The 24,000-nt window shown below is 43.4% G+C and carries 26 protein-coding genes and 1 other RNA gene; 17 read left to right on the top strand and 10 right to left on the bottom strand.

From position 1 onward, the window contains the following. Window positions 1-39: 39 nt before the first annotated feature. Both rsmI and rnpB read left to right on the top strand, forming a co-directional pair. Window positions 40-930 (top strand): 16S rRNA (cytidine(1402)-2'-O)-methyltransferase, encoded by an 891-nt coding sequence (rsmI, locus tag PSI14_RS02645; protein ID WP_273574274.1) that lies wholly within the window; start codon window positions 40-42, stop codon window positions 928-930. Window positions 931-973: 43 nt separating this feature from the next. Next, window positions 974-1,354, top strand: an RNA gene (gene rnpB / locus PSI14_RS02640) — RNase P RNA component class A. A 118-nt stretch (window positions 1,355-1,472) separates the two neighbouring features. Here rnpB and PSI14_RS02635 read toward each other — a convergent pair. Then, window positions 1,473-2,192 (bottom strand): pirin family protein, encoded by a 720-nt coding sequence (locus PSI14_RS02635; protein ID WP_273574273.1) that lies wholly within the window; start codon window positions 2,190-2,192, stop codon window positions 1,473-1,475. Between the two features lie 113 nt (window positions 2,193-2,305). On the opposite strand from PSI14_RS02635, the gene PSI14_RS02630 reads away from it, so the two are divergent. Then, window positions 2,306-3,202, top strand: a complete 897-nt coding sequence (locus PSI14_RS02630) for a LysR family transcriptional regulator (RefSeq protein WP_273574272.1) — start codon at window positions 2,306-2,308, stop codon at window positions 3,200-3,202. Window positions 3,203-3,282: 80 nt separating this feature from the next. On the opposite strand, the gene PSI14_RS02625 is transcribed toward PSI14_RS02630, so the two are convergent. The 5 genes from PSI14_RS02625 to PSI14_RS02605 all read right to left on the bottom strand — a co-directional run bounded on the left by PSI14_RS02625 (window position 3,283) and on the right by PSI14_RS02605 (window position 5,899). Continuing rightward, entirely contained in the window at window positions 3,283-3,678 is a 396-nt protein-coding gene (locus PSI14_RS02625) for a DoxX family protein (protein ID WP_273554523.1), read from the bottom strand. A gap of 241 nt (window positions 3,679-3,919) precedes the next feature. After that, window positions 3,920-4,231: a YqjK-like family protein gene (locus tag PSI14_RS02620; RefSeq protein WP_273574271.1), complete on the bottom strand. Its 312-nt coding sequence runs from the start codon at window positions 4,229-4,231 to the stop codon at window positions 3,920-3,922. Next, window positions 4,224-4,625, bottom strand: a complete 402-nt coding sequence (locus tag PSI14_RS02615) for a phage holin family protein (RefSeq protein ID WP_273574270.1) — start codon at window positions 4,623-4,625, stop codon at window positions 4,224-4,226. Before PSI14_RS02615 ends, PSI14_RS02620 begins: the two co-directional genes overlap by 8 nt. 1 nt (window position 4,626) lies before the next feature. Next, window positions 4,627-4,932 carry an ElaB/YgaM/YqjD family protein gene (locus PSI14_RS02610; protein ID WP_273574269.1) on the bottom strand — a complete coding sequence of 102 codons (306 nt, stop codon included), beginning with the start codon at window positions 4,930-4,932 and terminating at the stop codon, window positions 4,627-4,629. Window positions 4,933-5,230: 298 nt separating this feature from the next. Further along, window positions 5,231-5,899 carry a DedA family protein gene (locus tag PSI14_RS02605; RefSeq protein ID WP_273574268.1) on the bottom strand — a complete coding sequence of 223 codons (669 nt, stop codon included), beginning with the start codon at window positions 5,897-5,899 and terminating at the stop codon, window positions 5,231-5,233. Window positions 5,900-6,580: 681 nt separating this feature from the next. Between PSI14_RS02605 and sstT the strand changes: the two genes are divergently transcribed. Further along, complete coding sequence (sstT, locus tag PSI14_RS02600; protein WP_273574267.1) at window positions 6,581-7,825, top strand: serine/threonine transporter SstT; 1,245 nt, start codon at window positions 6,581-6,583, stop codon at window positions 7,823-7,825. 81 nt (window positions 7,826-7,906) lie between these two features. Here the strand turns inward: sstT and PSI14_RS02595 are convergent, their stop codons facing one another. Further along, entirely contained in the window at window positions 7,907-9,928 is a 2,022-nt protein-coding gene (locus PSI14_RS02595; protein WP_273574266.1) for an oxidoreductase, read from the bottom strand. Between the two features lie 340 nt (window positions 9,929-10,268). Between PSI14_RS02595 and PSI14_RS02590 the strand changes: the two genes are divergently transcribed. After that, window positions 10,269-10,865: a GNAT family N-acetyltransferase gene (locus PSI14_RS02590; protein ID WP_273574265.1), complete on the top strand. Its 597-nt coding sequence runs from the start codon at window positions 10,269-10,271 to the stop codon at window positions 10,863-10,865. A 32-nt stretch (window positions 10,866-10,897) separates the two neighbouring features. On the opposite strand, the gene PSI14_RS02585 is transcribed toward PSI14_RS02590, so the two are convergent. From PSI14_RS02585 to PSI14_RS02575, 3 genes are all read right to left on the bottom strand, one after another. Next, the gene (locus PSI14_RS02585; protein ID WP_273574264.1) at window positions 10,898-11,836 is read right to left on the bottom strand and encodes a VirK/YbjX family protein; all 939 of its coding nucleotides are present in this window, start codon (window positions 11,834-11,836) and stop codon (window positions 10,898-10,900) included. A gap of 471 nt (window positions 11,837-12,307) precedes the next feature. Next, window positions 12,308-12,742 carry an acetyltransferase gene (locus PSI14_RS02580; RefSeq protein WP_273574263.1) on the bottom strand — a complete coding sequence of 145 codons (435 nt, stop codon included), beginning with the start codon at window positions 12,740-12,742 and terminating at the stop codon, window positions 12,308-12,310. Window positions 12,743-12,971: 229 nt separating this feature from the next. Further along, a complete protein-coding gene (locus tag PSI14_RS02575; RefSeq protein WP_273574262.1) occupies window positions 12,972-14,141 on the bottom strand; it encodes an MFS transporter in 1,170 nt (389 codons plus the stop codon). Between the two features lie 400 nt (window positions 14,142-14,541). On the opposite strand from PSI14_RS02575, the gene PSI14_RS02570 reads away from it, so the two are divergent. The 12 genes from PSI14_RS02570 to PSI14_RS02515 all read left to right on the top strand — a co-directional run bounded on the left by PSI14_RS02570 (window position 14,542) and on the right by PSI14_RS02515 (window position 23,999). Next, window positions 14,542-14,811, top strand: a complete 270-nt coding sequence (locus tag PSI14_RS02570; protein ID WP_273574261.1) for an Ogr/Delta-like zinc finger protein — start codon at window positions 14,542-14,544, stop codon at window positions 14,809-14,811. Window positions 14,812-15,197: 386 nt separating this feature from the next. Then, the gene (locus tag PSI14_RS02565) at window positions 15,198-15,671 is read left to right on the top strand and encodes a VapA/VapB family virulence-associated protein (RefSeq protein WP_273574260.1); all 474 of its coding nucleotides are present in this window, start codon (window positions 15,198-15,200) and stop codon (window positions 15,669-15,671) included. Window positions 15,672-15,944: 273 nt separating this feature from the next. Beyond that, window positions 15,945-16,415 (top strand): VapA/VapB family virulence-associated protein, encoded by a 471-nt coding sequence (locus PSI14_RS02560; RefSeq protein ID WP_273574259.1) that lies wholly within the window; start codon window positions 15,945-15,947, stop codon window positions 16,413-16,415. Between the two features lie 222 nt (window positions 16,416-16,637). Continuing rightward, a complete protein-coding gene (locus PSI14_RS02555) occupies window positions 16,638-17,420 on the top strand; it encodes a phage tail protein (protein WP_273574258.1) in 783 nt (260 codons plus the stop codon). Window positions 17,421-17,513: 93 nt separating this feature from the next. Next, window positions 17,514-18,629, top strand: coding sequence for a DUF2586 domain-containing protein (locus PSI14_RS02550; protein ID WP_273574361.1), 1,116 nt, complete (start codon window positions 17,514-17,516; stop codon window positions 18,627-18,629). Next, the gene (locus tag PSI14_RS02545) at window positions 18,630-19,085 is read left to right on the top strand and encodes a DUF2597 family protein (RefSeq protein WP_273554508.1); all 456 of its coding nucleotides are present in this window, start codon (window positions 18,630-18,632) and stop codon (window positions 19,083-19,085) included. It begins immediately after the preceding gene. 206 nt (window positions 19,086-19,291) lie between these two features. Next, window positions 19,292-19,561, top strand: coding sequence for a putative phage tail assembly chaperone (locus PSI14_RS02540; RefSeq protein WP_273574257.1), 270 nt, complete (start codon window positions 19,292-19,294; stop codon window positions 19,559-19,561). Between the two features lie 50 nt (window positions 19,562-19,611). Then, on the top strand, window positions 19,612-19,752 hold the full coding sequence (locus PSI14_RS02535) for a DUF6890 family protein (RefSeq protein ID WP_273554506.1): 141 nt from the start codon (window positions 19,612-19,614) through the stop codon (window positions 19,750-19,752). Further along, window positions 19,749-21,848 carry a phage tail tape measure protein gene (locus tag PSI14_RS02530; RefSeq protein WP_273574256.1) on the top strand — a complete coding sequence of 700 codons (2,100 nt, stop codon included), beginning with the start codon at window positions 19,749-19,751 and terminating at the stop codon, window positions 21,846-21,848. The genes PSI14_RS02535 and PSI14_RS02530 overlap by 4 nt, the downstream gene beginning before the upstream one ends. After that, window positions 21,841-22,176: a DUF2590 family protein gene (locus tag PSI14_RS02525; RefSeq protein ID WP_273574255.1), complete on the top strand. Its 336-nt coding sequence runs from the start codon at window positions 21,841-21,843 to the stop codon at window positions 22,174-22,176. Before PSI14_RS02530 ends, PSI14_RS02525 begins: the two co-directional genes overlap by 8 nt. Then, entirely contained in the window at window positions 22,166-23,350 is a 1,185-nt protein-coding gene (locus PSI14_RS02520; RefSeq protein WP_273574254.1) for a baseplate J/gp47 family protein, read from the top strand. Before PSI14_RS02525 ends, PSI14_RS02520 begins: the two co-directional genes overlap by 11 nt. After that, window positions 23,343-23,999 carry a phage tail protein gene (locus PSI14_RS02515; RefSeq protein WP_273574253.1) on the top strand — a complete coding sequence of 219 codons (657 nt, stop codon included), beginning with the start codon at window positions 23,343-23,345 and terminating at the stop codon, window positions 23,997-23,999. The genes PSI14_RS02520 and PSI14_RS02515 overlap by 8 nt, the downstream gene beginning before the upstream one ends. Window position 24,000: the final 1 nt, after the last annotated feature.

The raw sequence follows: 24,000 nt of genomic DNA, 5'->3' as shown, positions 1-24,000 counted from the left end.
AAAGATGCTCAATTTTAAATCGGTCATTCGGATGAAACAATGAATCAAACCAATCGAGCAGTGGTTACGACATCCACGCTATATGTTGTACCAACCCCTATTGGAAATCTGGGGGATATTACTCAGCGTGCTCTTGAAGTTCTTAAACATGTCGATCTGATTGCAGCCGAAGATACGCGACACACTGGCTTGTTGCTTCAACATTTTGCCATTAATGCGCGCATGTTCGCACTTCATGATCATAATGAACAGCAGAAAGCAGATCAATTACTTACGAAACTTGAACAAGGAATAAGCATCGCATTGGTCTCTGATGCCGGTACACCGTTGATCAATGATCCGGGCTATCACCTTGTTCGTCGCTGCCGTGAAGCGGGCATTAATGTGGTGCCACTTCCCGGTCCTTGCGCGGCAATTACAGCCCTGTCTGCTGCTGGCTTACCTTCAGATCGCTTTTGTTATGAAGGTTTCTTACCCGCCAAAAGTAAAGGACGCCAAGATACCTTGCGCGAGTTAGCACAAGAGCCGCGAACACTGATCTTCTACGAATCGACACATCGTCTGTTGGACAGTTTAGAAGATATTGTGAACGTGTGGGGTGCAGATCGTTATGTTGTGTTGGCACGGGAATTGACCAAAACGTGGGAGTCTATTCAGGGAATGCCTGCTGGTGAACTTCTGGCATGGATCAGGGAAGATGAAACCCGTCGTCGGGGAGAAATGGTTCTGATTGTGGAAGGGTATCGTAAACCTGCGGATGATAGCTTGCCACCGGAAGCCTTGCGGACGCTGGCGTTGCTACAAAAAGAACTTCCATTGAAAAAGGCGGCGGCATTGGCGGCAGAAATCCATGGTGTGAAGAAAAATGCCTTGTATCGCTATTCGCTCGATCAAAACGCGGCACAGGATCAAATTGAAGAAGACGCGTGAAAATTCCTATACATTGAATAGCAAACCTCTTATAATCCGCGCCGGAGTTGACCAGACAGTCGCTGCTTTACCGCTCTCCTTTGGGAGAAGTAAAGGGGAGGAAAGTCCGGGCTCCATAGGGCAGGGTGCCAGATAACGTCTGGGAGGTGAAAGCCTACGACCAGTGCAACAGAGAGCAAACCGCCGATGGCTTATTTTTGCAAGAAAATGAGATCAGGTAAGGGTGAAAGGGTGCGGTAAGAGCGCACCGCGCGACTGGTAACAGTTCGTGGCACGGTAAACTCCACCCGGAGCAAGACCAAATAGAGGTTCAGATGGTACGGCCCGTATCGAACCCGGGTAGGTTGCTTGAGCCAGTGCGCAAGTGCTGGCCTAGATGAATGGCTGTCCAAGACAGAACCCGGCTTATCGGTCAACTTCACAAATTTAGCCCTATAGAGCGAAAGCTTTATAGGGCTTATTTCATTTACAGGGCTTATTTCATTTATGGGCAAACTGGGTAAATTGGCTCAACATGATATGGGGGCAAGGAGCAAAAGGAATTAGTCATCCAAATCAATAAATAGGCCTCGAAATGGAGTATCCGCCTGTAATATCACTTCCTGCTCTTCCTGAATGAATACGCCATCCCCACATTTGATCATTACATCTCTGCTGTTGTTATCATTGATTCTTACGTTACCGCGAATTATTGCGTTACCACTGATGGATTGCAGGTAAGCATGTTTGCCTCGCAAAGCCAGAATCTGGTTGTTATGGGGCTTAAGTACGAGATAGCTTATCCGGACTTGTTGTCGCAGACGCATACTATTGTTTTCTGACATAGGAGAGGCCAGCAATGTGAGTGGCCTGTTTGTCAGCACTTTACGCTGTAATGGCTGTGCCTCTTGCTGAGGACAGGCATTGAGCCAGAGTTGCAGCCGTGTCAGTGGTATGTTGTCACTGGTATTGTGCTCACTGTAACGAATTCCCTGACGGGCAGAAAATAGCAGGCAATCCCCCTGACGAGCCTGAAAGTTGTTGCCTTCACTGTCCCGATATTGAACTTCCCCTTGCAGGATAATATTCAGAATATCAACATGAGGGTAAGCTCTAGGTTGAAACTCAGCTCTTGGTGCCAAAACTTCCTGATTAAGAACACGCAATGCCCGATAGTTCAAAAATTTTGGGTCAAAATAGTGACCAAATGAAAAAGTATAGCGAGCCTGTAACCAACCATAATCAGCTTTTCCGCATTGATTTGCTGTTCTCGTTATAATCATGACTGTAATCTCTTCAACTATAGATCTATTATCCTCGATCTTAATTATCTGGACGTTGAAATGTTAGCCAGTTAATCTGGTGGCTATATTCAAAATTCCTGATTGAGAAAAATATGGGTAAAGAACGAGCGCTTACATTGGAATCCCTGCGGGTCATGGATGCAATAGACCGACGGGGAAGTTTCGCTGCGGCGGCGGATGAGTTGGGCCGAGTTCCTTCCGCATTGAGTTACACCATGCAGAAATTGGAAGAAGAGCTGGATGTTGTGCTGTTTGATCGTTCTGGTCATCGCACGAAATTTACCAATGTTGGCCGGATGCTGTTGGAACGAGGGCGATTATTGCTTGAGGCGGCAGAGAAATTGACAGCAGATGCTGAAGCGCTTGCCCGCGGTTGGGAAACACACCTGACTATTGTGTGTGAAGCCCTGTTCCCAATTACATCACTTTTTCCTATTGTGGATAAATTGGCTACTAAATCGAATACACAACTTTCGTTAATGACGGAAGTACTGGCAGGTGCTTGGGAACGCTTGGAAACCGGACATGCTGATATTGTGATTGCACCTGACCTTCATTTTAGGGCGTCGGCGGAAGTAAATTCGCGGGCACTTTATTCTATTAACAACGTCTATGTTGCCAGTGTGAATCATCCTATCCATCATGAACCAGAACCACTGTCTGACGCTACACGAGTCAAGTATCGTGGAATAGCCGTAGCTGATACGGCAAGAGAGCGTCCTGTATTGACGGTTAAACTATTGGATAAACAGCCACGCTTGACGGTGAGTACACTGGAAGATAAACATCGGGCACTTTTGGCTGGCTTGGGTGTGGCTACTATGCCGTATCCTATGGTGGAACAAGATATTGCTGAAGGTCGCTTGTGTGTTGTTGGTTCAGAATACAGCCATGAAACCAACATTATCATGGCATGGCGGCGCGATAGTATGGGAGAAGCGAAGTCTTGGTGCTTACGTGAAATCCCTAAATTGTTTGCGAAGAAATAATGTGTATGAAAGCCCCTTGCTGCGATGACACAGCAAGGGGCTTTCAGCTTCTACTTATTTTTCTTTTAATTATTTTTCTTCTACCAGTTTTTCTTTAATGCATGATCAATACTGAATTTTCCTGGTCCCATCATAGCCAGCAGCAGGTAACCTGCGCCGATGGAGAAATTTTTCAGGAACATAGTCAGGTTCATGTCATTTGAAAAATCATTGTGGAACAGAATAGCCGTCAGAATACAGAAAATAAATGTAAACACAGCCGTGGTACGGGTTAACAGACCGAACAGCACAGCGAGTCCACCACCAAGTTCAAGTAAGATAGTCAGTGGCAGTAAAATCCCCGGCACCTTCATGGCTTCCATAAATTCCTGCGTTCCCGCATAGGCATCACCTAATTTTCCATACCCTGCGATAATGAAAAGAACGGATATTAAAATACGGGCAACTAATAGGCTACTATCTTCAAATTTTTTCATGAATGTCTCCAAAAATACCGCAGGTAGCGATAAATAAGCTGTCTACTTTGATTTTTTGTCCAATAAATGAACTAAATGGCACAATTTGTTAATCATTGGCTGATGGGCGGTATTCTAAAGAGAGGTGTTATTTGTTGATAGTAAGGAATATTAACAGTTTCATGCAGTTTTTTTGAAGAAATTGGTCGAGATACAAAAGGAGATTTGAATAAGAAACAGAATTGCGGCTACTTATTACTTATTACTTATTACTTATATAGTGCTTATATAGTGTATTTCGCATGGCTTTCATGAACCCCAAGATGCTGACCATACAGCGTGACCAGCGATAAAATTTTTTGGGATGGCGTAGAAGACCATAAATCAGGGCAATACCAGAGCCAATGGCGAAATAAGGCTTGAAAGCAGCCAAAGTTTGCCAGCCTTTATCATAAGATTGCGTGGCTTCAAGCCAGTTCCGGCTATAGATAGAGAGTAACTGTCGTTGTTGTTGGATCTCTTTTAATAGCTGCTGCTTTCGCAATTTTCGCTGATGATGCCCCATTTTATTCATGATGGTCATCCTCCAGCATTTTTCGGTCAATATTCAATTGCTCTCGGGTTGCGTTAAGAAAGGTCAGTCTTCGGGCTTTTTTTATCGTCCATATTGCACTAAATACGGCGAGGAGCAGTAGCGTTCCGGCAGTGATGACCATTGCCGTTATTCGGTAGGCTGGATCGATGGCCCAGAATATCAGCACTAATAGGCACATCAGGCCAAAGCCCGCGAACAATAAGGTAAACCCTACCAGCAGAAGCAGATGTATCAGTGTTGCTGCTCCCTCCTCCAGCTCAACAGCAATGAGTTGGATACGGGTTTCAACCATATGAACGACAATTGCTGCTACTCGTCGTACAGTATCAAATAGCCCTTTTCCAGGGCCTTTCGAGTGAGGGGATTGAGTCATTTCAGCGCCTTGAAAGCAGAACACCCAATACAACGCCAACTGCTGCACCGATACCGATACCCGTCCAAGGGTTGTCACGAACATAATTATCTGCACGACCGGCAATTTCTTTCGTTTGATCGACTAGTTTATCGTTGGCATCATTGAGGGCATTACGTGCATCTTTCAGCATTTTTTCTGCTTTACTGCGTAATTTCTCCAGCTCAGCCTTCGATTTCTCACCAGAGTCATTAAGGACTTCTTCCAGAGTATCCGCGAGGGATTGTAACTCAGCGCGTAAATCTTCAGAGCTTCTTTTCTGTGGCATTACTTATCTCCTGAAATATACGGTGGATGAATCTCTACCATAGACGCTTTTATAAGGAGTTTAAAGCATGAATAGATGAAAAATTGTCATAATATGCTACGAATTAATCTAAAAAAGTGTTTGAAGTGGATGAGCCGAAGCGCTTAATGGGTAAGTGAAATGGGGTTGGGAGAATAATGCCCTGTGATATGTTTTTGGTAATATCACAGGGAAAAAGTGGATTGTTATAAAGTCAATTATTTAAAGTAGATTACTTTACGACCGATTACTTTATGACTGATTACTTTACAACTGATTGCTATAGGGAAGAATTATTGGCGCGTTTTTTACGCCAAACGACGACCAGGCTGCCAATTAAGCCGCTGAGCAGCAAGCACAGTGGTAACAGAACCAAAAAATTCATCAGATATTCTTCATACTGGCGGAACAAAGGGCTTTTACCAAGAGCATAGCCCAGTGTTGTTAGAATAATCACCCACAGGAACCCGCTAAGCCAATTGAATATTTGGAAACGTCCGTTTTTTAGCCCGGCAAGGCCTGCCAGTGTTGGTAGCAATGTTCTGACAAAAGCAATGAAACGGCCTATCAGCAAGGCAGATAAGCCATGACGATGGAATAGGTTATGTGCGCGCTGGTGGTAATGTGCGGGAAGGTGTGACAGCCAGCCCTGAACTAATTTCGAATTGCCAAGCCATTTCCCCTGAAGATATCCAACCCAACAACCAAGGCTTGCTCCGGCGGTAAGAATAACTAAAGTTTCAGGAAAGCTCATGGCTTCTTTTGCAATCAAGACACCAACTAATATCAATAGACTATCGCCGGGTAAAAATGCAGCAGGTAATATTCCATTTTCCAGAAATAGGATAGTAAATAGCAGGATGTAGATCGCCCATACTAGTGATGGATTAGCTAGTGTTTCGTAATCTTGGTGCCAAAGTGCATAAATAAGGTCTGTTACAATTTCCATCAAATGTTCCTAAAACGCGGGTTAAGGATTGCATCTTACTTTTATGGTGCATTTATGGTGAATTTCTATTAGGTGCTTTGAAATACAAAGCATTAAATTCCGTTGTCATAAAATGCTCTCGAAATCCCTTCAAGATGGTATAAAGATTGACAGGGACACTTTAACAAAATCAGCAGTAGCGAGACAGAAAATTTTGTTGATGAATTGAACATTACCTCAATGTAAAAGTTAATTCATTCGGATATATCAATTAATTAATCATTTGATGAATTTCCCAAAAATAGCATCAATGGCAATTTATCATCCGAATGGATTAAATTTATCTATCTTTTCAGCTAATTCCACACCTGTTCATTGACTAAATTTGACAAAAAGTAATCTCTCCATGCTATTCGTATTGGATAAATAATCGTGTTGATTACTGAAAGTGAAATTTTGTTAATTAATTGAATTAACGGATTAATTTTCTATTTTTTATTATCGCGTTTATTACATCAAGAATGTATTGCGATGAGAAAATTGCAGTTTCGATCACACAAATGTAACTGAATTGTTATCAATTGTTGTGTTGTCTGTATATTGCAATGAATCACGCTTTGGCGTTCCCTTAATTTCCCTATACTGGGAAAGCAAACACAAAAACATCAAGCTCAATGAGCCAAAATATCAAATGGATAGACTATGGAAAAACAACAAAAAGGCTTTGTGCGGTACATTACGCAAGGAAGCCTAGTAAAACAAATTCTGCTCGGATTAATACTGGGGATATTACTGGCATGGTTAGCGCCTTCTGCGGCTGAATCGGTTGAACTGCTTGGAGTACTTTTTGTAGGGGCCTTGAAAGCGGTGGCTCCTGTTTTGGTGTGGATATTGGTCATGTCTTCGATTGCAAACCACAAGATAGGCCAGAAAAGCAATATTCGCCCGATCATATTCTTGTACATTATCGGAACATTCCTTGCAGCAGTAGTGGCCGTAATTGGCAGTATACTGTTCCCATCAACGTTGGCGTTGGTGACGAATGATATTCAAGTATCACCACCGGAAAATATTGTAGAGGTACTGAAAGGGGTATTGCTCAATATTGTTGCCAATCCGATCGATGCGATATTGAAAGGGAATTACATTGGAATTTTGGTGTGGGCAATTGGTTTAGGCATTGCTTTGCGCCATGCTAAAGAATCAACAAAAGCACTGCTTCAAGATTTGTCAGAATCAGTGACACAGATTGTACGTGTCGTTATCCGTCTGGCCCCTATTGGCATTTTCGGGTTGGTTTCTTCAACGATTGCGACAACCGGTTTTATAGCTTTGCTCGACTATGTTCATCTGTTAACCGTCCTGATTGGCTGTATGATCATCGTTGCTCTGATCGTCAATCCACTGGTTGTTTTCTGGAAAATCCGTCGCAATCCTTATCCGTTGGTTTTTGAATGCTTGCGCGAAAGTGGCGTAACGGCGTTCTTTACCCGTAGCTCTGCCGCCAATATTCCCGTGAATATGTCAATGTGCCGCCGCATGAATCTGGATGAGGATACCTATTCTGTTTCCATTCCGTTGGGCGCAACTATCAATATGGCTGGTGCAGCAGTAACCATTACTGTACTGACATTGGCGGCAGTGAATACGCTGGGCATAACTGTAGATATTCCTACAGCGATATTGCTGAGCGTGGTTTCTGCCATCGCTGCGTGTGGAGCGTCCGGGGTCGCGGGTGGTTCATTATTGTTGATCCCACTGGCATGTAGCATGTTTGGCATTTCCAACGAAATCGCCATGCAGGTTATTGCTGTGGGATTCATCATTGGTGTTTTACAGGACTCTGCTGAAACAGGCCTGAATTCTTCCACTGATGTACTGTTTACCGCTGCGGCTTGTCAGGCAGAAGATGCCCGCATAGCGACTGACCAATTAACTCAGCGTTAATTGTTTGCTGTAATTAAAACGGTGATAATTCGTTGAACAATTATCACCGTTTTCTTTGGACTTTTATCCGGAGCTGGCTTGTTACACTTTCAACGCCAGTCTGGCCCCCTGATCGATAGCTCTGCGGGCATCCAATTCGGCTGCGACATCTGCACCACCAATCACATGCACACTTTTTCCCATCGCCTGCAACGGCTGGTAGAGTTCTTTCATCGGTTCCTGTCCTGCACAGATAATTACATTATCTACTTCAAGGCATTGTTGCCCATCATGACGACGAATATGTAGCCCTTGATCATCAATTTTCAGATATTGAACGCTGTTGAGCATCATTACGCCCCGCATAGACAGGCTGGCTTTATGTATCCAGCCCGTGGTTTTCCCCAAGCTTTCACCGACCTTGGAATCCTTGCGTTGCAGCAGATAAATTCTGCGTGGAGAAGGTTCTACTTGTGCTCCCTCTGGCCGTAACCCGCCCCGATATGTAATCGTCTGGTCAATTCCCCATTCATGGCTAAACGCATGACTGCTCAGGCTGGTGCTTTGCCCGCTTTGGCTCAGATATTCAGCGGTATCAAAGCCAATGCCTCCGGCACCGATAATGGCGACGCGTTTTCCGACTTGCCGCTTGTGTTTCAATACATCAAGGTAAGTCAGCACTTTTTTATGATCAATGCCGTCGATATTGGGGGTACGTGGCGTTATCCCTGTCGCGATGATAACTTCATCAAACGATGAAAGCTGGTCGGCAGTTGCAGTATGGTTGAGCCGCAATTCGACGCCATTCAATGCTAATTGGCGTTTAAAATAGCGTAAGGTTTCATGGAATTCCTCCTTGCCGGGAATTTGTTTAGCAATATTAAATTGCCCGCCAATTTGATTTTCCCGTTCAAACAGCGTGACATGGTGTCCTCGGCTGGCGGCTGTGACGGCAAAGGAGAGTCCCGCTGGCCCAGCACCGATGACAGCAATGGTTTTTGGGGCTTGGGCGGGGGCGGTAATGAATTCGGTTTCGTGGCAGGCACGTGGGTTGACCAGACAAGACGTCAACTTGCCGACAAAAACTCTGTCCAGACAGGCTTGGTTGCAGCCTATACAGGTATTGATTTCGTCAGCGCGGTTCTGTTCGGCTTTCAACACAAATTCGGCATCAGCAAGGAAAGGACGCGCCATGGAAACCATATCGGCGCAGCCTTCACTGAGAATTTGTTCGGCCACTTGGGGATCATTGATGCGGTTGGTTGTAATTAAAGGGATGCTGACTTTCCCCATTAATTTCTGAGTGACCCAGATGAACCCGGCTCTGGGCACCATAGTTGCAATCGTTGGGATGCGGGCTTCATGCCAGCCGATGCCGGTATTGATGATGGAGGCTCCTGCTTTTTCAATCTCCAGCGCCAGTAGTTCGATCTCTTGCCAATTAGAACCATCTTCGACTAAATCCAGCATGGAAAGACGGTAGATGATGATAAAACGCTCTCCCGTGATAGCACGGGCGGCTTTGACAATTTCTACAGCAAAACGCATGCGGTTTTCTAAGGTTCCACCCCACTGATCTTGCCGATGATTAGTGCGTGTGACCAGAAACTGATTGATCAGATAACCTTCTGAGCCCATGATTTCCACACCATCATAGCCCGCTTGTTGTGCAAGCTGGGCACAGCGGGCAAAATCTTTGATTGTCTGCTGGATGTCCTCCTCAGACATTTCTTGAGGCACAAAGGGATTAATAGGAGCTTGAATAGCTGAGGGCGCAACAGAATTTTTCTGATAGCTGTAACGTCCGGTATGCAGGATTTGCAAAGCAATTTTTCCCCCGGCCTGATGTACAGCATCTGTAATGAGCTTGTGGTGGGGTAGGGAATCTTCACTATTCAAGACACTTGCCCCTGCGGCGGGGGCACCTTGTTGATTTGGTGCAATACCGCCGGTCACAATCAATGCGACGCCACCCGCCGCTCGTTCTGCATAAAATTGAGCTAAACGTTGGGCACCGTCGGGATGCTCTTCAAGCCCCGTATGCATTGAACCCATCAATACACGGTTTTTTAGTGTGGTAAAGCCCAAATCCAGCGGTGCAAGCAGGTGAGGGTAGTTGCTCATTGCATTCTCCATCAAATATTTGGTAGCTCAAGAAATATTATTTTTCTCTGTATGGAGCTATATAGCTAAGTGGTCGGATGAGATGATGTTTAAATTTAGACCGTTCCAGCATTATTGGAATCACTTTGTTAATTGATTGTGACAAATGTCATGAAATAGTGCCTCAATGGCACCTTAATGAAAATTTGTTGAGAATAGAAATGTCTCTTATTTATGATTACTGTATGCTTTTAGCCGTGCATGTTGTAAATATTCCATTTAATAGTGATATAAACAAAAAAATTAGAATTAGACATTGTAATTATACAATATAGTAGAAATAAATATGGGGTAAATCATTATGAGAAAAATAACAGATAGGGTTACGTTGACAGGAAAAAGTGTAACTTTAGTACCTTTGTCGCATGATAGACATGATGAATTTGTTCACGCCATTGAGGAAGGGCAGTTACATAAACTGTGGTATACCAATGTACCTGATCCTGCAAATGTCCATGAGGAAGTTGAGCGCCGTTTAGACCTGCATGCTAGTGGCAGCATGTTGCCTTTTACTGTCATTGATAATGCAACGGGAGTAGCAGTTGGCATGACAGGGTATATGAATATTGCTGAGAATATTCCCAGATTGGAAATAGGTTCTACATGGTATGCGCGTTCTGTCCAGCGCACTGCTATCAATACGGAAACAAAATTTTTATTGTTGCAGTACGCATTTGAGGAACTGGAATGTGTTGCGGTGGAACTGCGCACTCATTTTTTAAATCACCAGAGCCGTAAGGCGATCGAGCGAGTGGGGGCAAAATTGGATGGTGTTTTGCGTCAACACTTGCGGGCCAAAGATGGTTCGTTACGAGACACTTGCGTTTATAGCATTCTTCTCAATGAATGGCCCGCCATTAAAAGCCATCTTACATGGTTAATGGCGAAGCCACGTTGAGTTCCCAATTGGCATTCCTTTCTGACAGGAAATCAGGCTGTGGTAAGGGATTCCTTGATGCTGTTTTCCATATCATCCAGTAATTGATAGCGACGGCGATATTCAGCACGTTTTTTGCTGGGAATATCATCCAAAGACTTTCTTTCTATGAATGATGGCAAATGGAAGTCATTATTTTCCTTTCTGATACCACTTAGGGATTCCCAGAAGGAATTATAATCCGCCACCATTTGCGTCTTCTTTTTATGCCAATAACGGATACTGCGATAGATATGAGTCTCGTTACTGACTGCTAAGATCTGCTCACAATTAACATGTTCGGAAAAACGACAAATAGCCTCAATTAACAGGCGCTTGGGAAATAGCCCATAACACTCTTTGGTTGCGTGACGGATAATATCAAGAGAATTATCCCCTTTAGCCGGGCCTTGCAGTACGCCAATAAATAGTGTTTGTTTGCCATCTATTGTTAATAAAGTAAATGCACATTTAGCCAGAATGACATTTTCTGCAGTAGTAATATATAAAGAGAGTTCACCTTCTTTATTCAGATTATCCAGTGAATCAATATATATCAAAAATGTTTCATTTTTACCTTGAATAGTTGCCAGTAAATAAGCATGAATATCAAAAATTCTGCTAATAATAGCAGGTTCTAATTGCTTGAATAATAGTTGATAATGTTCATTCAGAGCATTCACAATTTGTTTGCGCTTAAAATTAATGCTTAAGTATGGGCGATGTAATTTGCAAGGCAAACTGGGCTGTTTTTGCAAAATTTCCAAATAACGAGGTGTGCTGGCAAGGCCATTCAACAGTTTCAATGTAGAAACGGGTGTCAGGATACTGCGCAGTGCAAATTTAGTGCGATTACTGGAAGAATGCCAGTGTTCCCCCGGAGTAACACGTTTTCCAATAAGATCAGTAAACAGCTTCATACCTGAAGCTGTAGGTTGTTGTAAATAATTCATTAATGCTTAAACTCAATAGAAATAAAAATACTTATAAAACCGCCATTATATCATTTAATTATCAAGTTCCACTCAGTTGTTTACAAAATATTCCATTACTTTAGATTTATTTTTTATATTAGAAAATATTATTTTATTACCATTTTTATATTATTGGAATAATGCTTATTTTTTAATTCACTTTGTGAATAATGCATTGGTTTAATTGTTTTTAAAATTTATGGATTGTTCTTTTTGTAAACTGAATGCGATGGAATACTCAATAGGTTTTTATATGACTGAGAGAGAAAATACAGTTAACAAAAAATTAACTTAAAAGATGAAAGAAATAGATTGTCATTTTGGTGGAAGTTCTTTGTGGAATAGTTTTGTTATACGTGTCCTGAAAAACCACAAAATGATTTTTAATATTCAGGGAATTCCAGACATGATTAAGATGTTACTGGAATAGGGTATATTGGCGACTGAGTTTCAAACCAGTTTCATATGCAGTAGAGGAAACGGATTCCCTTGTCCATCAACCTCTGAGCGGGAAAAAACCTGAAATCCCATGTGTTGATAGAAGCCAACGCCTTGTGTATTTTGCTCGTTTACATCCAATTCGTTGATCTGTAATTCGTGAATAGCAAATTCCAGTAACATCTTACCGATCCCAGCTCCCCGTGCTTGTGGGGCAATAAATAACATTTCTACTCGATGTTGATCGGTACTGATAAATCCCACGATATTATCTTGTCCCTCTACCGCCTTATAAACAGTGAGATTGGGCAAATAATCATTAAGGATCTGCGGGCGTAAAACTTCAATCATGGCTTTGGGCAAAAAATCATGAGTTGCAAGTACCGAGGCTTCCCAAATCTGAATCAGTGTCGAAAAATCAGTTTTGGTGGCTTGTTGTATCTGCATTTAATACCTCCCTATTTTTCTATCGTTTTCAATTTCAGATTGGACATTTTTGTGGCTATCTTAAAGTAAAAATGATGCAATGCAATTGGGTAACATCATTTATTACTCCTGTTTCTTAGTGAGCAGATGTTCAATATTGTCAATGATATTGGTGTGGTTGCATTGTTTGGTTTTAGCAAAAAGCACCACAGATTGCGGTGCTTTCATGCAAATTAAGATTATTTCGCAACTAGCTTGCCAATACACGCTCTTTGCGGCTCAAGCTTGCCAGCAGCATATAAATTGCAGTAACTAATAAGACAATGAAAAAGAAACTCATCAGTCCATTGTGCTGAACTTGAAAGTAGTGCTGTAGCATAAAATGCCCCGCTCCCAGTGGCCCAACTGAGGAACCAATGCTGTAACTTAACAGCATGACCTGACTTGCCGCTACAATATAAGACGAATCCAGCTTGTCACAAGCAAGAGTAATCGCAATGGGATACAGCGCAAAAGATGACATGCCTAACAGTGCCAGTGCCACTATCATTACAATATAATGTTCAAAGAGATACATTATTCCTACGGCGAATACACCCAGTAATGACACCATTGCCAATAGAAAAGTTTTGCTCATGATGACGGACAGCTTACTGATAATAGGCTGTATAACCATTCCACCCAGAATAATGGATGCCATCAATACACCGACTTGATCAGCATTGAAATGACTTTGGCTTAGTGATAGAGGCATCAAGCCATAGATAGAACCCATAACAATGCCGGATGTTATACAGCCAACGATCGCTGGTTTACTGAATTCGGTTATTTTTCTTAGCGATATACTCTGGTGCTGGAGCGCGGGAGGTTGTCCGTGACGCACGAATAATGGAGGCAAAATAGCAACAAACAGTAGCGCCGAAATAACCATAAAGGGGATCATCCCCTGAGTGCCGATAGACCCAATCAATAACTGGCCTAAAGTTGTTCCACCGTAAAGGGAAGTCATATAGAAGCTCAGGCGTTTGGCGCGTTCTTTGGGATTATCGCCAATCAACAACCAAGATTCGACCACGACAAAAACACCGGCAACGGCCACACCGGCAATACACCGAACAATTAACCAGATTTCTTTATTTGGAAAAAAAGGTAATACAATTACTGTTGCTGATAAGAGCAACAAAAAAACAATAAATGAAAGACGGTGACCTATCTTGGCAATAACAGGCTCAATCATCATTGAACCTATTAATAGACCGATATAATAAGCACTGGCTAACCAACTGGCATAAACCGTATCAATGCTGAAACTTGCCATTGATAGAGGAATTAAGCTCATTAGGTAACCAGAAGCAATTGCAAAAACAGTCAAACCAGCGACAGGTACAAATGCACTATCATTCTTGCGCAGCAGTTTCACTACTGTCGTCTCCACATAAAAAAATCAACCAGAAATGCGCTGCTTCTCATCAAGATTTTGCCGAATGGCGGCCACGATATATGCCAAGGACTGGGATATATCTTGGTGATTTAAGCAGTAAGTAGTTCACTCAATAACCTTGAGTGGTGCGGACTATAGTCTTTTCTCACAAAGAGATACAACGAGAAAAACTGATACTCATGAATGAAAAGATTTATGGAAAAAGAGCATATAACGAAACGATCCCCATTAGATTAGGAGTTGTTTATGGTTGGAATAGAAAGAAGCCTGATGTATCAGTGACATTACATTCCATATTAAGAAAGATTATGTAAATTCAGGGGTAAAATGCGCAAAAATTCAAAATCTCCAAAATATAAATCTATTGGAAATAAATAACATGCGCGTATTAAAAATTTTTTGCCCTGAATGTGGTGCTAAAGCGGTCATTAGTAAAACCAATCGGAAGCACCATGAAATTGCCGATCTTTACTGTGCGTGCGCTGATATTGAATGTGGTTACCGATTTGTCATGAATTTGACTTTTTCACACACATTAAGCCCCAGTGCCAAAACTGGCGATAACTTGCTGCGGACTATGGTGAATAACCTCAATCCGCAACAACGTCAGGAGGCGTTGGCCTTATTGAAAGCAGGCTCTGCTGCTTAACGCCAAACCATTTCTGAACGATAATTTACAGACAACAGCTCTTTCACCGCTATCTGTCGGATTTTTGTGAGTGGATTTGCGGGTGGATAATTACTGGTTTTCTTGAAATTCTGTTGAATATGAAAGCATTCCATCCACCTGCGCTTAATGTTCTGAAATAAATTCATTTCACGAGTATTAATTTCTTGTTGAAAATATCTAGATCTGTACTATATTTTTATTATGGACTAAATATAATTATATTTAGCTCTTTAAATCCATTGGGTATACAGATTGATTTTATTGTTATGTTAAATGTAACTTAATTATTATTCTTTTTGACATATAACCAGAAAAATTTTTAAGTTTTAAATTAATCTTCTCGTTTTATAAAATCGGGGGATATTATGAAAAAATCATTATCTACTGAATCTGAGTCTTCTTTGCTTGTTGAGAAAGGGCTGAAAATTATCGAGTCTTTATCTGAAGCAACAACAGATAAGTTAAAGCACAAAATGACAGATGACTCGATCATAAATTTATCGGAATCCAATATAAAAATATATAAGGCTAATTTGGTCTTAAGAGGTTATTTTCTTTACTTTACATGTACTCTACATGTTGATGGTGCTAAAACTTTTTACGGGCATGCAGGAGGATTAGGATCTCCGGGACTAGGAGAATTTTCCGGTAATTTTTATTTTGGTTTGGATGATATTAATTTAGTTTATCAGGAAGCAAAAGCCTTTGTTGCAATTACAACACCTATAACTGTGTCTATAGCTTTTATAAATTCATCTTTAGGGAAAGTGGCACAATTTAATGGAACCGGATTAGGAACGATATCCTCCACAATCACAGGTGGTGGTTATTGGGAATAGATTTAATACATGGGTATTGAACGGAAGGGATTAAATGTCTTTGTGTAATCCACAATTAGGTATGAAAACGCTTTGGCAAAGGATTGCCACTCGTTTACGAATAGAGGTGGCTTTATTACCTGTAGCTTTTACCCGTAATAATGAAAATTAAAACTATTTATTACCATCTGGAATAAAGATGCGTAATTATTCTCTGGTAATAGATAATTGTAAATAATGTTCAAGTGTTAAATTAATATTATGTGCTTATAGTGTTTAGATCAGGAGAATATTATGAATAATATCTCAAATGATGAATCAAAACGTTCTTTATCTGTTGAGCAAAGATTAGAAGTTGTAGAATCTTTATCTGAATTATTAACAGGAAAATTAGATCAAGAAATCATTGATGATGCACGAAAAAAAATATTGGAAAAAAGAGCCATAAGCCTTAAAGCTAAATTAACTATAACCAGTTTTATCTTTTACCATAAGCATTTTTTAGAAATTGACGATCTTAAGGAATTTTTCGGGACATCTGGTGGAGTGACAACACTGGGCATTGGAGCATATTTCGGTAATTTTCATACAGATGATATTGATAAAGTATATGCGGAAGGGCTTGACTTTACTACAATTACCACTGCTTTTGCTGGAACTATGCAAATTTGGAGTATAAAAGATAGAAAATTGTTGGGGCATTTTGAGGGGATAGGAGCAGGAACGACACTTGGCACAAGTGGCGGTTCTGGTTATTGGAGATGAAAATGGTCTTGTAATGAAAAAATCTCATTTTATTTTTCTGATAAGTTTATCAAACATATTTTATTACTATCCTTAAACCACCTCTCGAAGAGGTGGTTTTTATTTATATTTAAACAAAATAAGACGAGGCGAAATATTTTAATTCTGATGAATTCGGTTATTGCTCGATAACCGAATTCATCAGAATTAAACCATTCGCAGAGTTTTATTAGATCCGCAATAATGTACTTGATTCGAACGGAAGAGATTAATTATCTCAATCTATACCCAATGAATTTCAAGGTGTGTCGCGGCGGTAAGGGAGTGAATCCCGGGAGCATAGATAACTATGTGATCGGGGTGAATGAGCGCAGCCAACAAAGAGGCAACTTGAAAGACGAAGAGTATAGGTATAATCCACGATTAGGCGTGAAAACGCTTCGGCAAGGGATTGCTGCCCGTTATGAGTTAAAGCGGATTTTTACCCGTAATAATGAAAGGATTGAAACTGACAGCGGTATGCATGATATGAGCAAATTACAGCAATTAACGACATTTTTACGGGAAAATTTGCCTGAGTCTATTGGTAAAACGGAATTTACCAGTGATATGGGGAAAATCCGCTTTATTCAGGCTCAACGGGATTTAGGGCTGGGGCAATACCAGATGTTTATCCAAAAGTATGAAGCGGTGATTAAGTGGGGGAACTTTCCTTACAGGGAGCAAGATCCCCGATATATCCCGCTGCTAGTAGATGCGTGGCTGACAGAGCAAAACGATGAATTAGGGAGTGCTAATCAAGGACAGGAACGTCCAACCATGACGGTCAAAGCGAATGAAGAAACTGCTGTCGTTGTGGTGTCGTTGTCACTGTCAGAGCCTGTGATTATGCGTGAGGATAAAAACGGTATCGTCCCTTTTGATGGTAAGCGCTGGCTGTTGGCTCCCCCTGAAATCTGGTTTGCTGAAAATGGTATTGTGCATTACATGGATGAATCAGGCACAGCCGTTGAACAGATCCAATAATGTGATCAATGGGCAGTCAAAGCAGAATGGCTTAAGGAATGGCAAAATGCATCTTGCAACCTTGAGCGACTGAAAACATAAATAAAGGAATAAATTATGTGGCCACATGTTCAGGTTAACCAAGTTAACCAATTACAGGGCGAAACAAAGGAAATTGAGCGGGTATTGCTCTTCGTTGGTACGGGAAAAACCAACGCAGGTAAAACCCTCTCCGTGAATACTCAGACGGATTTTGATTCCGTATTGGGTACAGCGGATACCGCTCTGAAGCGCAACGTACTGGCGGCAATGGCAAACGCAGGGCAAAACTGGTCTGGTTATGTCCACGTTTTGCCAGAATCGGCAGATGAACTGGCCTTTGTTGAGGCGGTGACAGCAGCACAGCATATTGCCAGTGTTGAAGGTTATGTGCTGACGAACGGTGCAACGAAATCCGTTATTAAAGCGGCACAAACCTTGCGGGCAAATATCATTGCCAAATTTGGTCGTTGGCAGTGGGCTATTCTGGCTGTTGATGGAACACAGCCGAAAGAAACTTGGGCGGATTATGTCTCCCGTCTGGCTGAACTGCAAAAGGGCGAAGCGGTTGCTTCGGTGCAACTGGTGCCGTCTCTGTGGGGCAACGAAGCGGGGGTATTGGCTGGTCGTCTGTGTAACCGTGCCGTAACCGTGGCCGACAGCCCGGCACGAGTCCAGACAGGGCCGTTAATGGACTTGGGTTCGACGGGTTTTCCGCTTGATGGTGAAGGAAAGCCAATTGATTTGGCAACACTACAGGCATTGGAAAAACTGCGTTTCAGTGTGCCGATGTGGTATCCCGATTATGACGGCATGTATTGGTCAGATGGCCGCACATTGGATGTGGAAGGCGGGGATTACCAGAGCATCGAAAATTTGCGTATTGTGGATAAAGTTGCACGCCGTGTGCGCTTGCAGGCCATTGCTAAAATCGCCAATCGCAGTTTGAACAGTACGCCGGGCAGCATTGCAACGCATCAGGCTTATTTTGCCCGTACTTTGCGTGAAATGTCCCGCAGTACCGAAATTAACGGTGTGACATTCCCCGGTGAAGTGAAATCGCCTGAAGATAGTGACATTGCTATTACATGGCGCAATAAAAACACGGTAGAAATTTATATCACCATTCGCACCTATGAATGCCCGAAAGGGATCACGGCGAGTTTGCTGCTGGATTTGGGAGGGAACTAAATGAGCCAGCGTATTTCCGGCCAATCGGTCGATTTTAATATGGATGGAGATCTGGTTCATGCTGAAAAGGTCAATCTGTCCATTACTGACAATACCGCAGCGGCCCAAACACAGGGCGTACCGGACGGTTATATTTCCGGTGATGTTGCAGCAGAGGGGGAAATTGAACTCAGCACCAAGTATCTGGATATCGTCACTGCCAAAGCACGTGCATCGGGTTCATGGCGAGGCATTCAGCCTGTTGATTTGATGTGGTACGCCAAAGCAGGCAATGAAGAAATGAAAGTTGAGGCTTATGGCTGCAAACTGATCCTCAGCGATATTCTGGATGTTGATCCGAAAGGTGGAAGCGTGATGACACACAAGGTTAAATTTGTGGTCACTTCCCCGGATTTTGTACGTATCAATGGTATTCCATATCTGGAAGCAGAGTTAACCCGCAATTTGATTGGCTAAACTGCTTAGATAAAGATTGTGGGCACGGAAGAACATAAGAAATCATTAGTTGCATGAATATTATTATATACATGCACTGGGGCGACTTATGACATCAGGGATGATGTTTATCTAAATCAATATTAATCTAAGACAATATTAATCTAAGACAATATTAATCTAAAACAATCTAATAAATGGATTAAGTGAAATAAAGGAATTAAATCATGAACAAAGAAAATAAAATTGTCAGTTTAATTGTTGCTGGTAATGAAATTAAATTCGAGCCAAATATTGTTGCTTATAACAATATGATTAATGATATGACAATGGACAATAAAATTGTGCCAATTGTCACTTATTTACGTCGTATCGTTCAACCAGCATCTAAATCTGCTCTTGATGAATTATTGCAGATTCCGGGTGCAGCAATGCAATTGGTTGAGAAAATTAACTCTGAATATGCACCAAAACTGGAAATTGAAATAAAAAACTAAATGCGCGGGTTAAGGCTATTGATAATAGCTTATTTGAACAGGCCTTAACTTTGCGTCGTCATTATTTACCAAATGAAAATGATGAAACGGAAAATTTAGCCCGTGCAATTTGGTTGGATAATCGATATTGGGAATATACACGTATTGCAACTGCAAATGGAATTGCATTGGCATTAAAGGGTGAGCCATGATTCTGGGTTATATACACAGTTTGATTAGTAGTATTACACGACCTATTGCCGGTATAAAAACGGAACTTCGTGGGCTTGGTACGGAATCACAGAAGGCATTTGGAATGGTTTCAGCGGGTGGGCAAGCAATCGCTGATTCGTTCTGGTCAACTCATGGCTTCCTTGAGCCAGCCATTCAAATGGATGAAGCTCTGAAATCAGCCTCATTACAGGGAATTGATAGCGGAGTCATGGCAAAAATTGCCAAAGACTCAATGACCTTCAGCTCACAATATGGCAAATCCGCCATTGAATTTGTGCAATCAGCGGCGGAAATTAACAAGGCAGTCCAAGGACTGGAGCAAACGGAATTGCCCCAGATGACCAAGATTGCCAACACGACCGCCGTTGCCCTGAAAGCCAGTTCAACGGATGTGGCGACCTATATGGGGAAAATGTTTGATCTGTTTTCCGACCACGCTGAATCTGTAGGGAATCTCCAGTTTGCGGAAGAGCTGTCAGGTAAAGCTGTTTTTATGGCACAAACATTCGGCACCAGTATGCCGGAAATGACAAAACTGTTGGTAGATGCTCGTAAGGCAGGAACAAACTTCGGTGTGGGGATTGATGAACAACTGGCGGTATTGGGGGAATTGCAGAATTCATTGGGAACGGATTCTAGCCGTGCTTATGAAAACTTCCTATCGGTCGCGCCCAATGGTGCGGAAAGCCTGGGATTAAGTTTCGTTAATGCATCCGGTCAAATGCTTTCCATGCCGGAAATGCTGGAAAAATTACAGGCTAAATATGGCAAGAGCATTGACGGTAACCTTAAGGCGCAAGCTGAGATCGAAGCTGCATTTGGTGGTTCTGCTGTGGTGGTTAAGGCACTCTTCAACAATGTTGATTCGTTAAGAGAGAACATCACGGCGCTGGGCGCGAATGATGGGATGGCGCGTACCCGTGAAATGGCCGCACAAATGGCCGATCCGTGGGAACGATTACAGGCTATTTGGGAGAACCTTCATATTCTGGTGGGTTCAGCATTATTGCCTGTTATCAAACCCTTGGTCAATTGGCTTGCCGATACCGGCCAAATATTAGTACGTTGGATGGAACTGTTTCCCAATATTGCGCGCTGGATTGGCTATATCACGCTTGGGATTATGAACTTTTCTGTCGTGGGGAAAGTGGCCAATATCGTGATGGGAATATCCAAATTTATCCTGATTGCTCTGAGGGTGATTTGGATAGGTTTTACCTTGATCATGAAACTGGGAACAGCAGCAATATGGTTGTATCGAACGGCTATCATTGCATTTAATGCTACGCTGGGAATATTACGCGGTACATTGCTGGCTATTCGCATGGTAGCGATTTTGGCGGGGATTTCGTTCAGCTTTATGACGTGGCCGATTTTACTGATTATTGCTGCTATCGCGTTGCTGGCCGTGGGCATTTACCTGCTGATTAAGCATTGGGATACCATCAAAGCCGCCATTATGGATACCACGGCCTTTAAGGTTATCGCGGCCTGTGTGAAATGGGTTGGCGAGATCTTCGGTGCAGTCTTTGCGTGGATTGGTGAAGCGTGGGACAACCTGTGTAACTGGTTCAGCAATTTTTCACTGGCGGATACCTTTTCCAATATGGTGGACAGTGTCAGCAATCTTTTCAGTAGCTTATGGGATTGGCTGAAAGAATCCTTCGCTGGCGTTTATAACGGCATTGTCGAGACGTTAAACCATATTCCGGGTGTCAACATCGAAACGATGGCGATCCAGAAAACGGTGGCCGACCCCGCAACAAATGCCCCCGTCAATGTCGGCATGGCCGGAAATAACCAGCAACTGACTCCGCTGCCAAACGGCACTTTGCAGGGACAGCCGCCGATGATGATACAGCCTGTAAAAGCCATCACCCCGCTTGAAAGTGAAGGCGTATTAACGGGCGGTAAAGTGCAGGGGATCGGCAGGCAAGGGCTGATGAAAGACGTCACAACAAATTCACAGACCGTCAATGATAACAGCCGCCGTATTGAAAGCGTAACGCTGAATATTTCCAATGGCATAACGCCGGAACAATTAACGGAATGGGAGCATGTGGCTTATGGATGAGCCTAAATACATTGATTTATTAATTAATGAGCGTGATTTCACGCTCAATTCAGGGAATGAACCGCTTTTCTGTCATAACCGTATTTCTATTGGACAAGATTGTATTCACGCAATTATTGAAAGTGGATTGGCAACGAATTTAATTGCCGAACGCAGTCCGACATTACGGGCCGACATTCATACCCAGATAGTGATATTGGTTGAAAATGATGAACGGATTATTCCGGGTACGGTCAGCATCAATGAAGAATCGCGGACTAAATTATGGATCACGGCTGAAACCTACGATTTTGGTCGTATTAATGTGAGCGTAGGCAATGGAAACTAAACCGACGATTGATTACGAGAAAGTGTTGCGTGATAGCGGGATGCCGACCACGGAAACCGAAATCAGCGCCGCTTTTGCCAACGTTGTGGATGAAGCCGGGCTGGTGACCAACACCTCGCGCATGTCCCCGTTCTGGCGACTGATTAACACGATTGTCACGCGTCCGGTGTTGTGGCTCAAAGAGGCATTAATCCACGTCACGCTGAAAAATATGTACTTGGCGACGGCATCAGGTTCATGGCTCGATATGTTCGCGTGGGGCGTGAACCTGAAACGCAAACCCGCCTCCGCCGCACAGGGCGTGATCCGTTTTTATAAATCGGCGGGTGCCTCATCGGTGACCGTGCCTGCCGGAACGGTTATCCAGACTGAGCGCATCAATGGTGAAATCTACCGGGTCAGCACCACGGAAAGTGGGGTGATAGCTGACGGGGTGTCCAGTGCCTTACTGCCTGTGAGGGCAGAAGCCGCAGGCGGTGCATTTAACCTTGCGCCCGGCTATTTTCGACTCCTGCCTGTGGCGGTGTCCGGCATTGCACGGGTGCAGAATGAAGAAGGCTGGCTGTTAACCCCCGGTGCGGATGCGGAATCCGACGATGATTTGCGCGACCGTTGCCGCAACCAATATAACCTCGTCGGTAACTACCATACCGATGCGGTTTACCGGGGCATGATTGCGGCGGTGGCAGGCTTAAGCATTGACCGCATCTTCTTTCTGCATGATGCGCCCCGTGGCGCGGGAACCGCCAACGCGTACCTGTTGCTGGATTCAGGCGTAACCAGCCAGCCGTTTATTGAGGCGGTCAACGATTACATCACCAATCAGGGCCACCACGGACATGGTGATGATATGCAGTGCCTGCCGATGCCGGAAACCCGGCATGACTTAGCGGTCACGCTGTTTGTGGAAAATCTGGCGAACTACCGTCAGGAGCAGATAGCGGCATTGAAAACCGATGTTGGCAACCTTATCCGCTGCGCCTTTCGGGAAAACAGCCAGTATTCCGTGAAGAAAACGTGGCCCTATTCGCGCTTTTCTTTTTCCAATTTAGGGCGGGAAATCCACCGTGAATTCAGCGGGATTGTATCACTGACTTTTTCATTGAATGACATTCTCAGTGAACTGAGTGTACCAAGGCTAAAAACGGTATCGGTGGAGGTGAAAAATGTCTGAGTTCAAAGAACGTCTTCATCGGCTGGCCCTGCCCTCATGGATGGATAAGGGGGAACCCGCCAAATTACTGAGTGCGGCGCGGGCATTCTGGACACAGGTTTACGGCTGGCTGACATGGCCGCTGGCCCAACTGGACGCGGAAACCTGCACCGAGGCGCTTTTGTCGGTGCTGGCGTACCAGCGGGATATCCGGCGCTTTAACGGCGAACCACTGCCATTGTTTCGCAAGCGGGTGAAGTACGCCTTTATCAACGCCAGAGACGCGGGCAGCATCGCCGGATTTATTGCCATCTTTGAACGGCTGGACGTGGGCTATGTGGAATTACTGGAGCGCCAGCCGGACATTGACTGGGATGTGATTATCCTGCGCCTCAGTGACGGCCAGATAGCGGCAAATCCCGATTTGCTGATGAACATCATCCGTCAGTATGGCCGCACCTGCCGCCGTTACCGTTTTGAAGTGATAGCGAAAAATCAGTTGTTGATGCGGGTAGGCAGTGTCGGTGCGGACTATTGCACTTATGCCGCCGCCATCCCGACCCGGCCATTATTGTTAAAAGTGGGGCATATCGCAGGCGTTGCCGTCTGTGACAGTGCCAGCCTCAAGGAAAATACCGCACCGAACGTGACCTACGGTGCGTCATTATAAG

Source organism: Xenorhabdus anantnagensis, assembly GCF_028598555.1.
Classification (GTDB): Bacteria; Pseudomonadota; Gammaproteobacteria; order Enterobacterales; family Enterobacteriaceae; genus Xenorhabdus; species Xenorhabdus anantnagensis.
Note: the sequence above shows the minus strand (reverse complement) of the source record. Positions and strands in the feature narration are given on the sequence as shown.

Bases quoted from the DNA above. Each gene is read 5' to 3' on its own strand.
- rsmI (WP_273574274.1), top strand. From the start codon at position 40: ATGAATCAAACCAATCGAGCAGTGGTTACGACATCCACGCTATATGTT.
- PSI14_RS02635 (WP_273574273.1), bottom strand. From the start codon at position 2,192: ATGATTATAACGAGAACAGCAAATCAATGCGGAAAAGCTGATTATGGT.
- PSI14_RS02630 (WP_273574272.1), top strand. From the start codon at position 2,306: ATGGGTAAAGAACGAGCGCTTACATTGGAATCCCTGCGGGTCATGGAT.
- PSI14_RS02625 (WP_273554523.1), bottom strand. From the start codon at position 3,678: ATGAAAAAATTTGAAGATAGTAGCCTATTAGTTGCCCGTATTTTAATA.
- PSI14_RS02620 (WP_273574271.1), bottom strand. From the start codon at position 4,231: ATGAATAAAATGGGGCATCATCAGCGAAAATTGCGAAAGCAGCAGCTA.
- PSI14_RS02615 (WP_273574270.1), bottom strand. From the start codon at position 4,625: ATGACTCAATCCCCTCACTCGAAAGGCCCTGGAAAAGGGCTATTTGAT.
- PSI14_RS02610 (WP_273574269.1), bottom strand. From the start codon at position 4,932: ATGCCACAGAAAAGAAGCTCTGAAGATTTACGCGCTGAGTTACAATCC.
- PSI14_RS02605 (WP_273574268.1), bottom strand. From the start codon at position 5,899: ATGGAAATTGTAACAGACCTTATTTATGCACTTTGGCACCAAGATTAC.
- sstT (WP_273574267.1), top strand. From the start codon at position 6,581: ATGGAAAAACAACAAAAAGGCTTTGTGCGGTACATTACGCAAGGAAGC.
- PSI14_RS02595 (WP_273574266.1), bottom strand. From the start codon at position 9,928: ATGAGCAACTACCCTCACCTGCTTGCACCGCTGGATTTGGGCTTTACC.
- PSI14_RS02590 (WP_273574265.1), top strand. From the start codon at position 10,269: ATGAGAAAAATAACAGATAGGGTTACGTTGACAGGAAAAAGTGTAACT.
- PSI14_RS02585 (WP_273574264.1), bottom strand. From the start codon at position 11,836: ATGAATTATTTACAACAACCTACAGCTTCAGGTATGAAGCTGTTTACT.
- PSI14_RS02580 (WP_273574263.1), bottom strand. From the start codon at position 12,742: ATGCAGATACAACAAGCCACCAAAACTGATTTTTCGACACTGATTCAG.
- PSI14_RS02570 (WP_273574261.1), top strand. From the start codon at position 14,542: ATGCGCGTATTAAAAATTTTTTGCCCTGAATGTGGTGCTAAAGCGGTC.
- PSI14_RS02565 (WP_273574260.1), top strand. From the start codon at position 15,198: ATGAAAAAATCATTATCTACTGAATCTGAGTCTTCTTTGCTTGTTGAG.
- PSI14_RS02560 (WP_273574259.1), top strand. From the start codon at position 15,945: ATGAATAATATCTCAAATGATGAATCAAAACGTTCTTTATCTGTTGAG.
- PSI14_RS02555 (WP_273574258.1), top strand. From the start codon at position 16,638: ATGTACTTGATTCGAACGGAAGAGATTAATTATCTCAATCTATACCCA.
- PSI14_RS02545 (WP_273554508.1), top strand. From the start codon at position 18,630: ATGAGCCAGCGTATTTCCGGCCAATCGGTCGATTTTAATATGGATGGA.
- PSI14_RS02540 (WP_273574257.1), top strand. From the start codon at position 19,292: ATGAACAAAGAAAATAAAATTGTCAGTTTAATTGTTGCTGGTAATGAA.
- PSI14_RS02530 (WP_273574256.1), top strand. From the start codon at position 19,749: ATGATTCTGGGTTATATACACAGTTTGATTAGTAGTATTACACGACCT.
- PSI14_RS02525 (WP_273574255.1), top strand. From the start codon at position 21,841: ATGGATGAGCCTAAATACATTGATTTATTAATTAATGAGCGTGATTTC.
- PSI14_RS02520 (WP_273574254.1), top strand. From the start codon at position 22,166: ATGGAAACTAAACCGACGATTGATTACGAGAAAGTGTTGCGTGATAGC.
- PSI14_RS02515 (WP_273574253.1), top strand. From the start codon at position 23,343: ATGTCTGAGTTCAAAGAACGTCTTCATCGGCTGGCCCTGCCCTCATGG.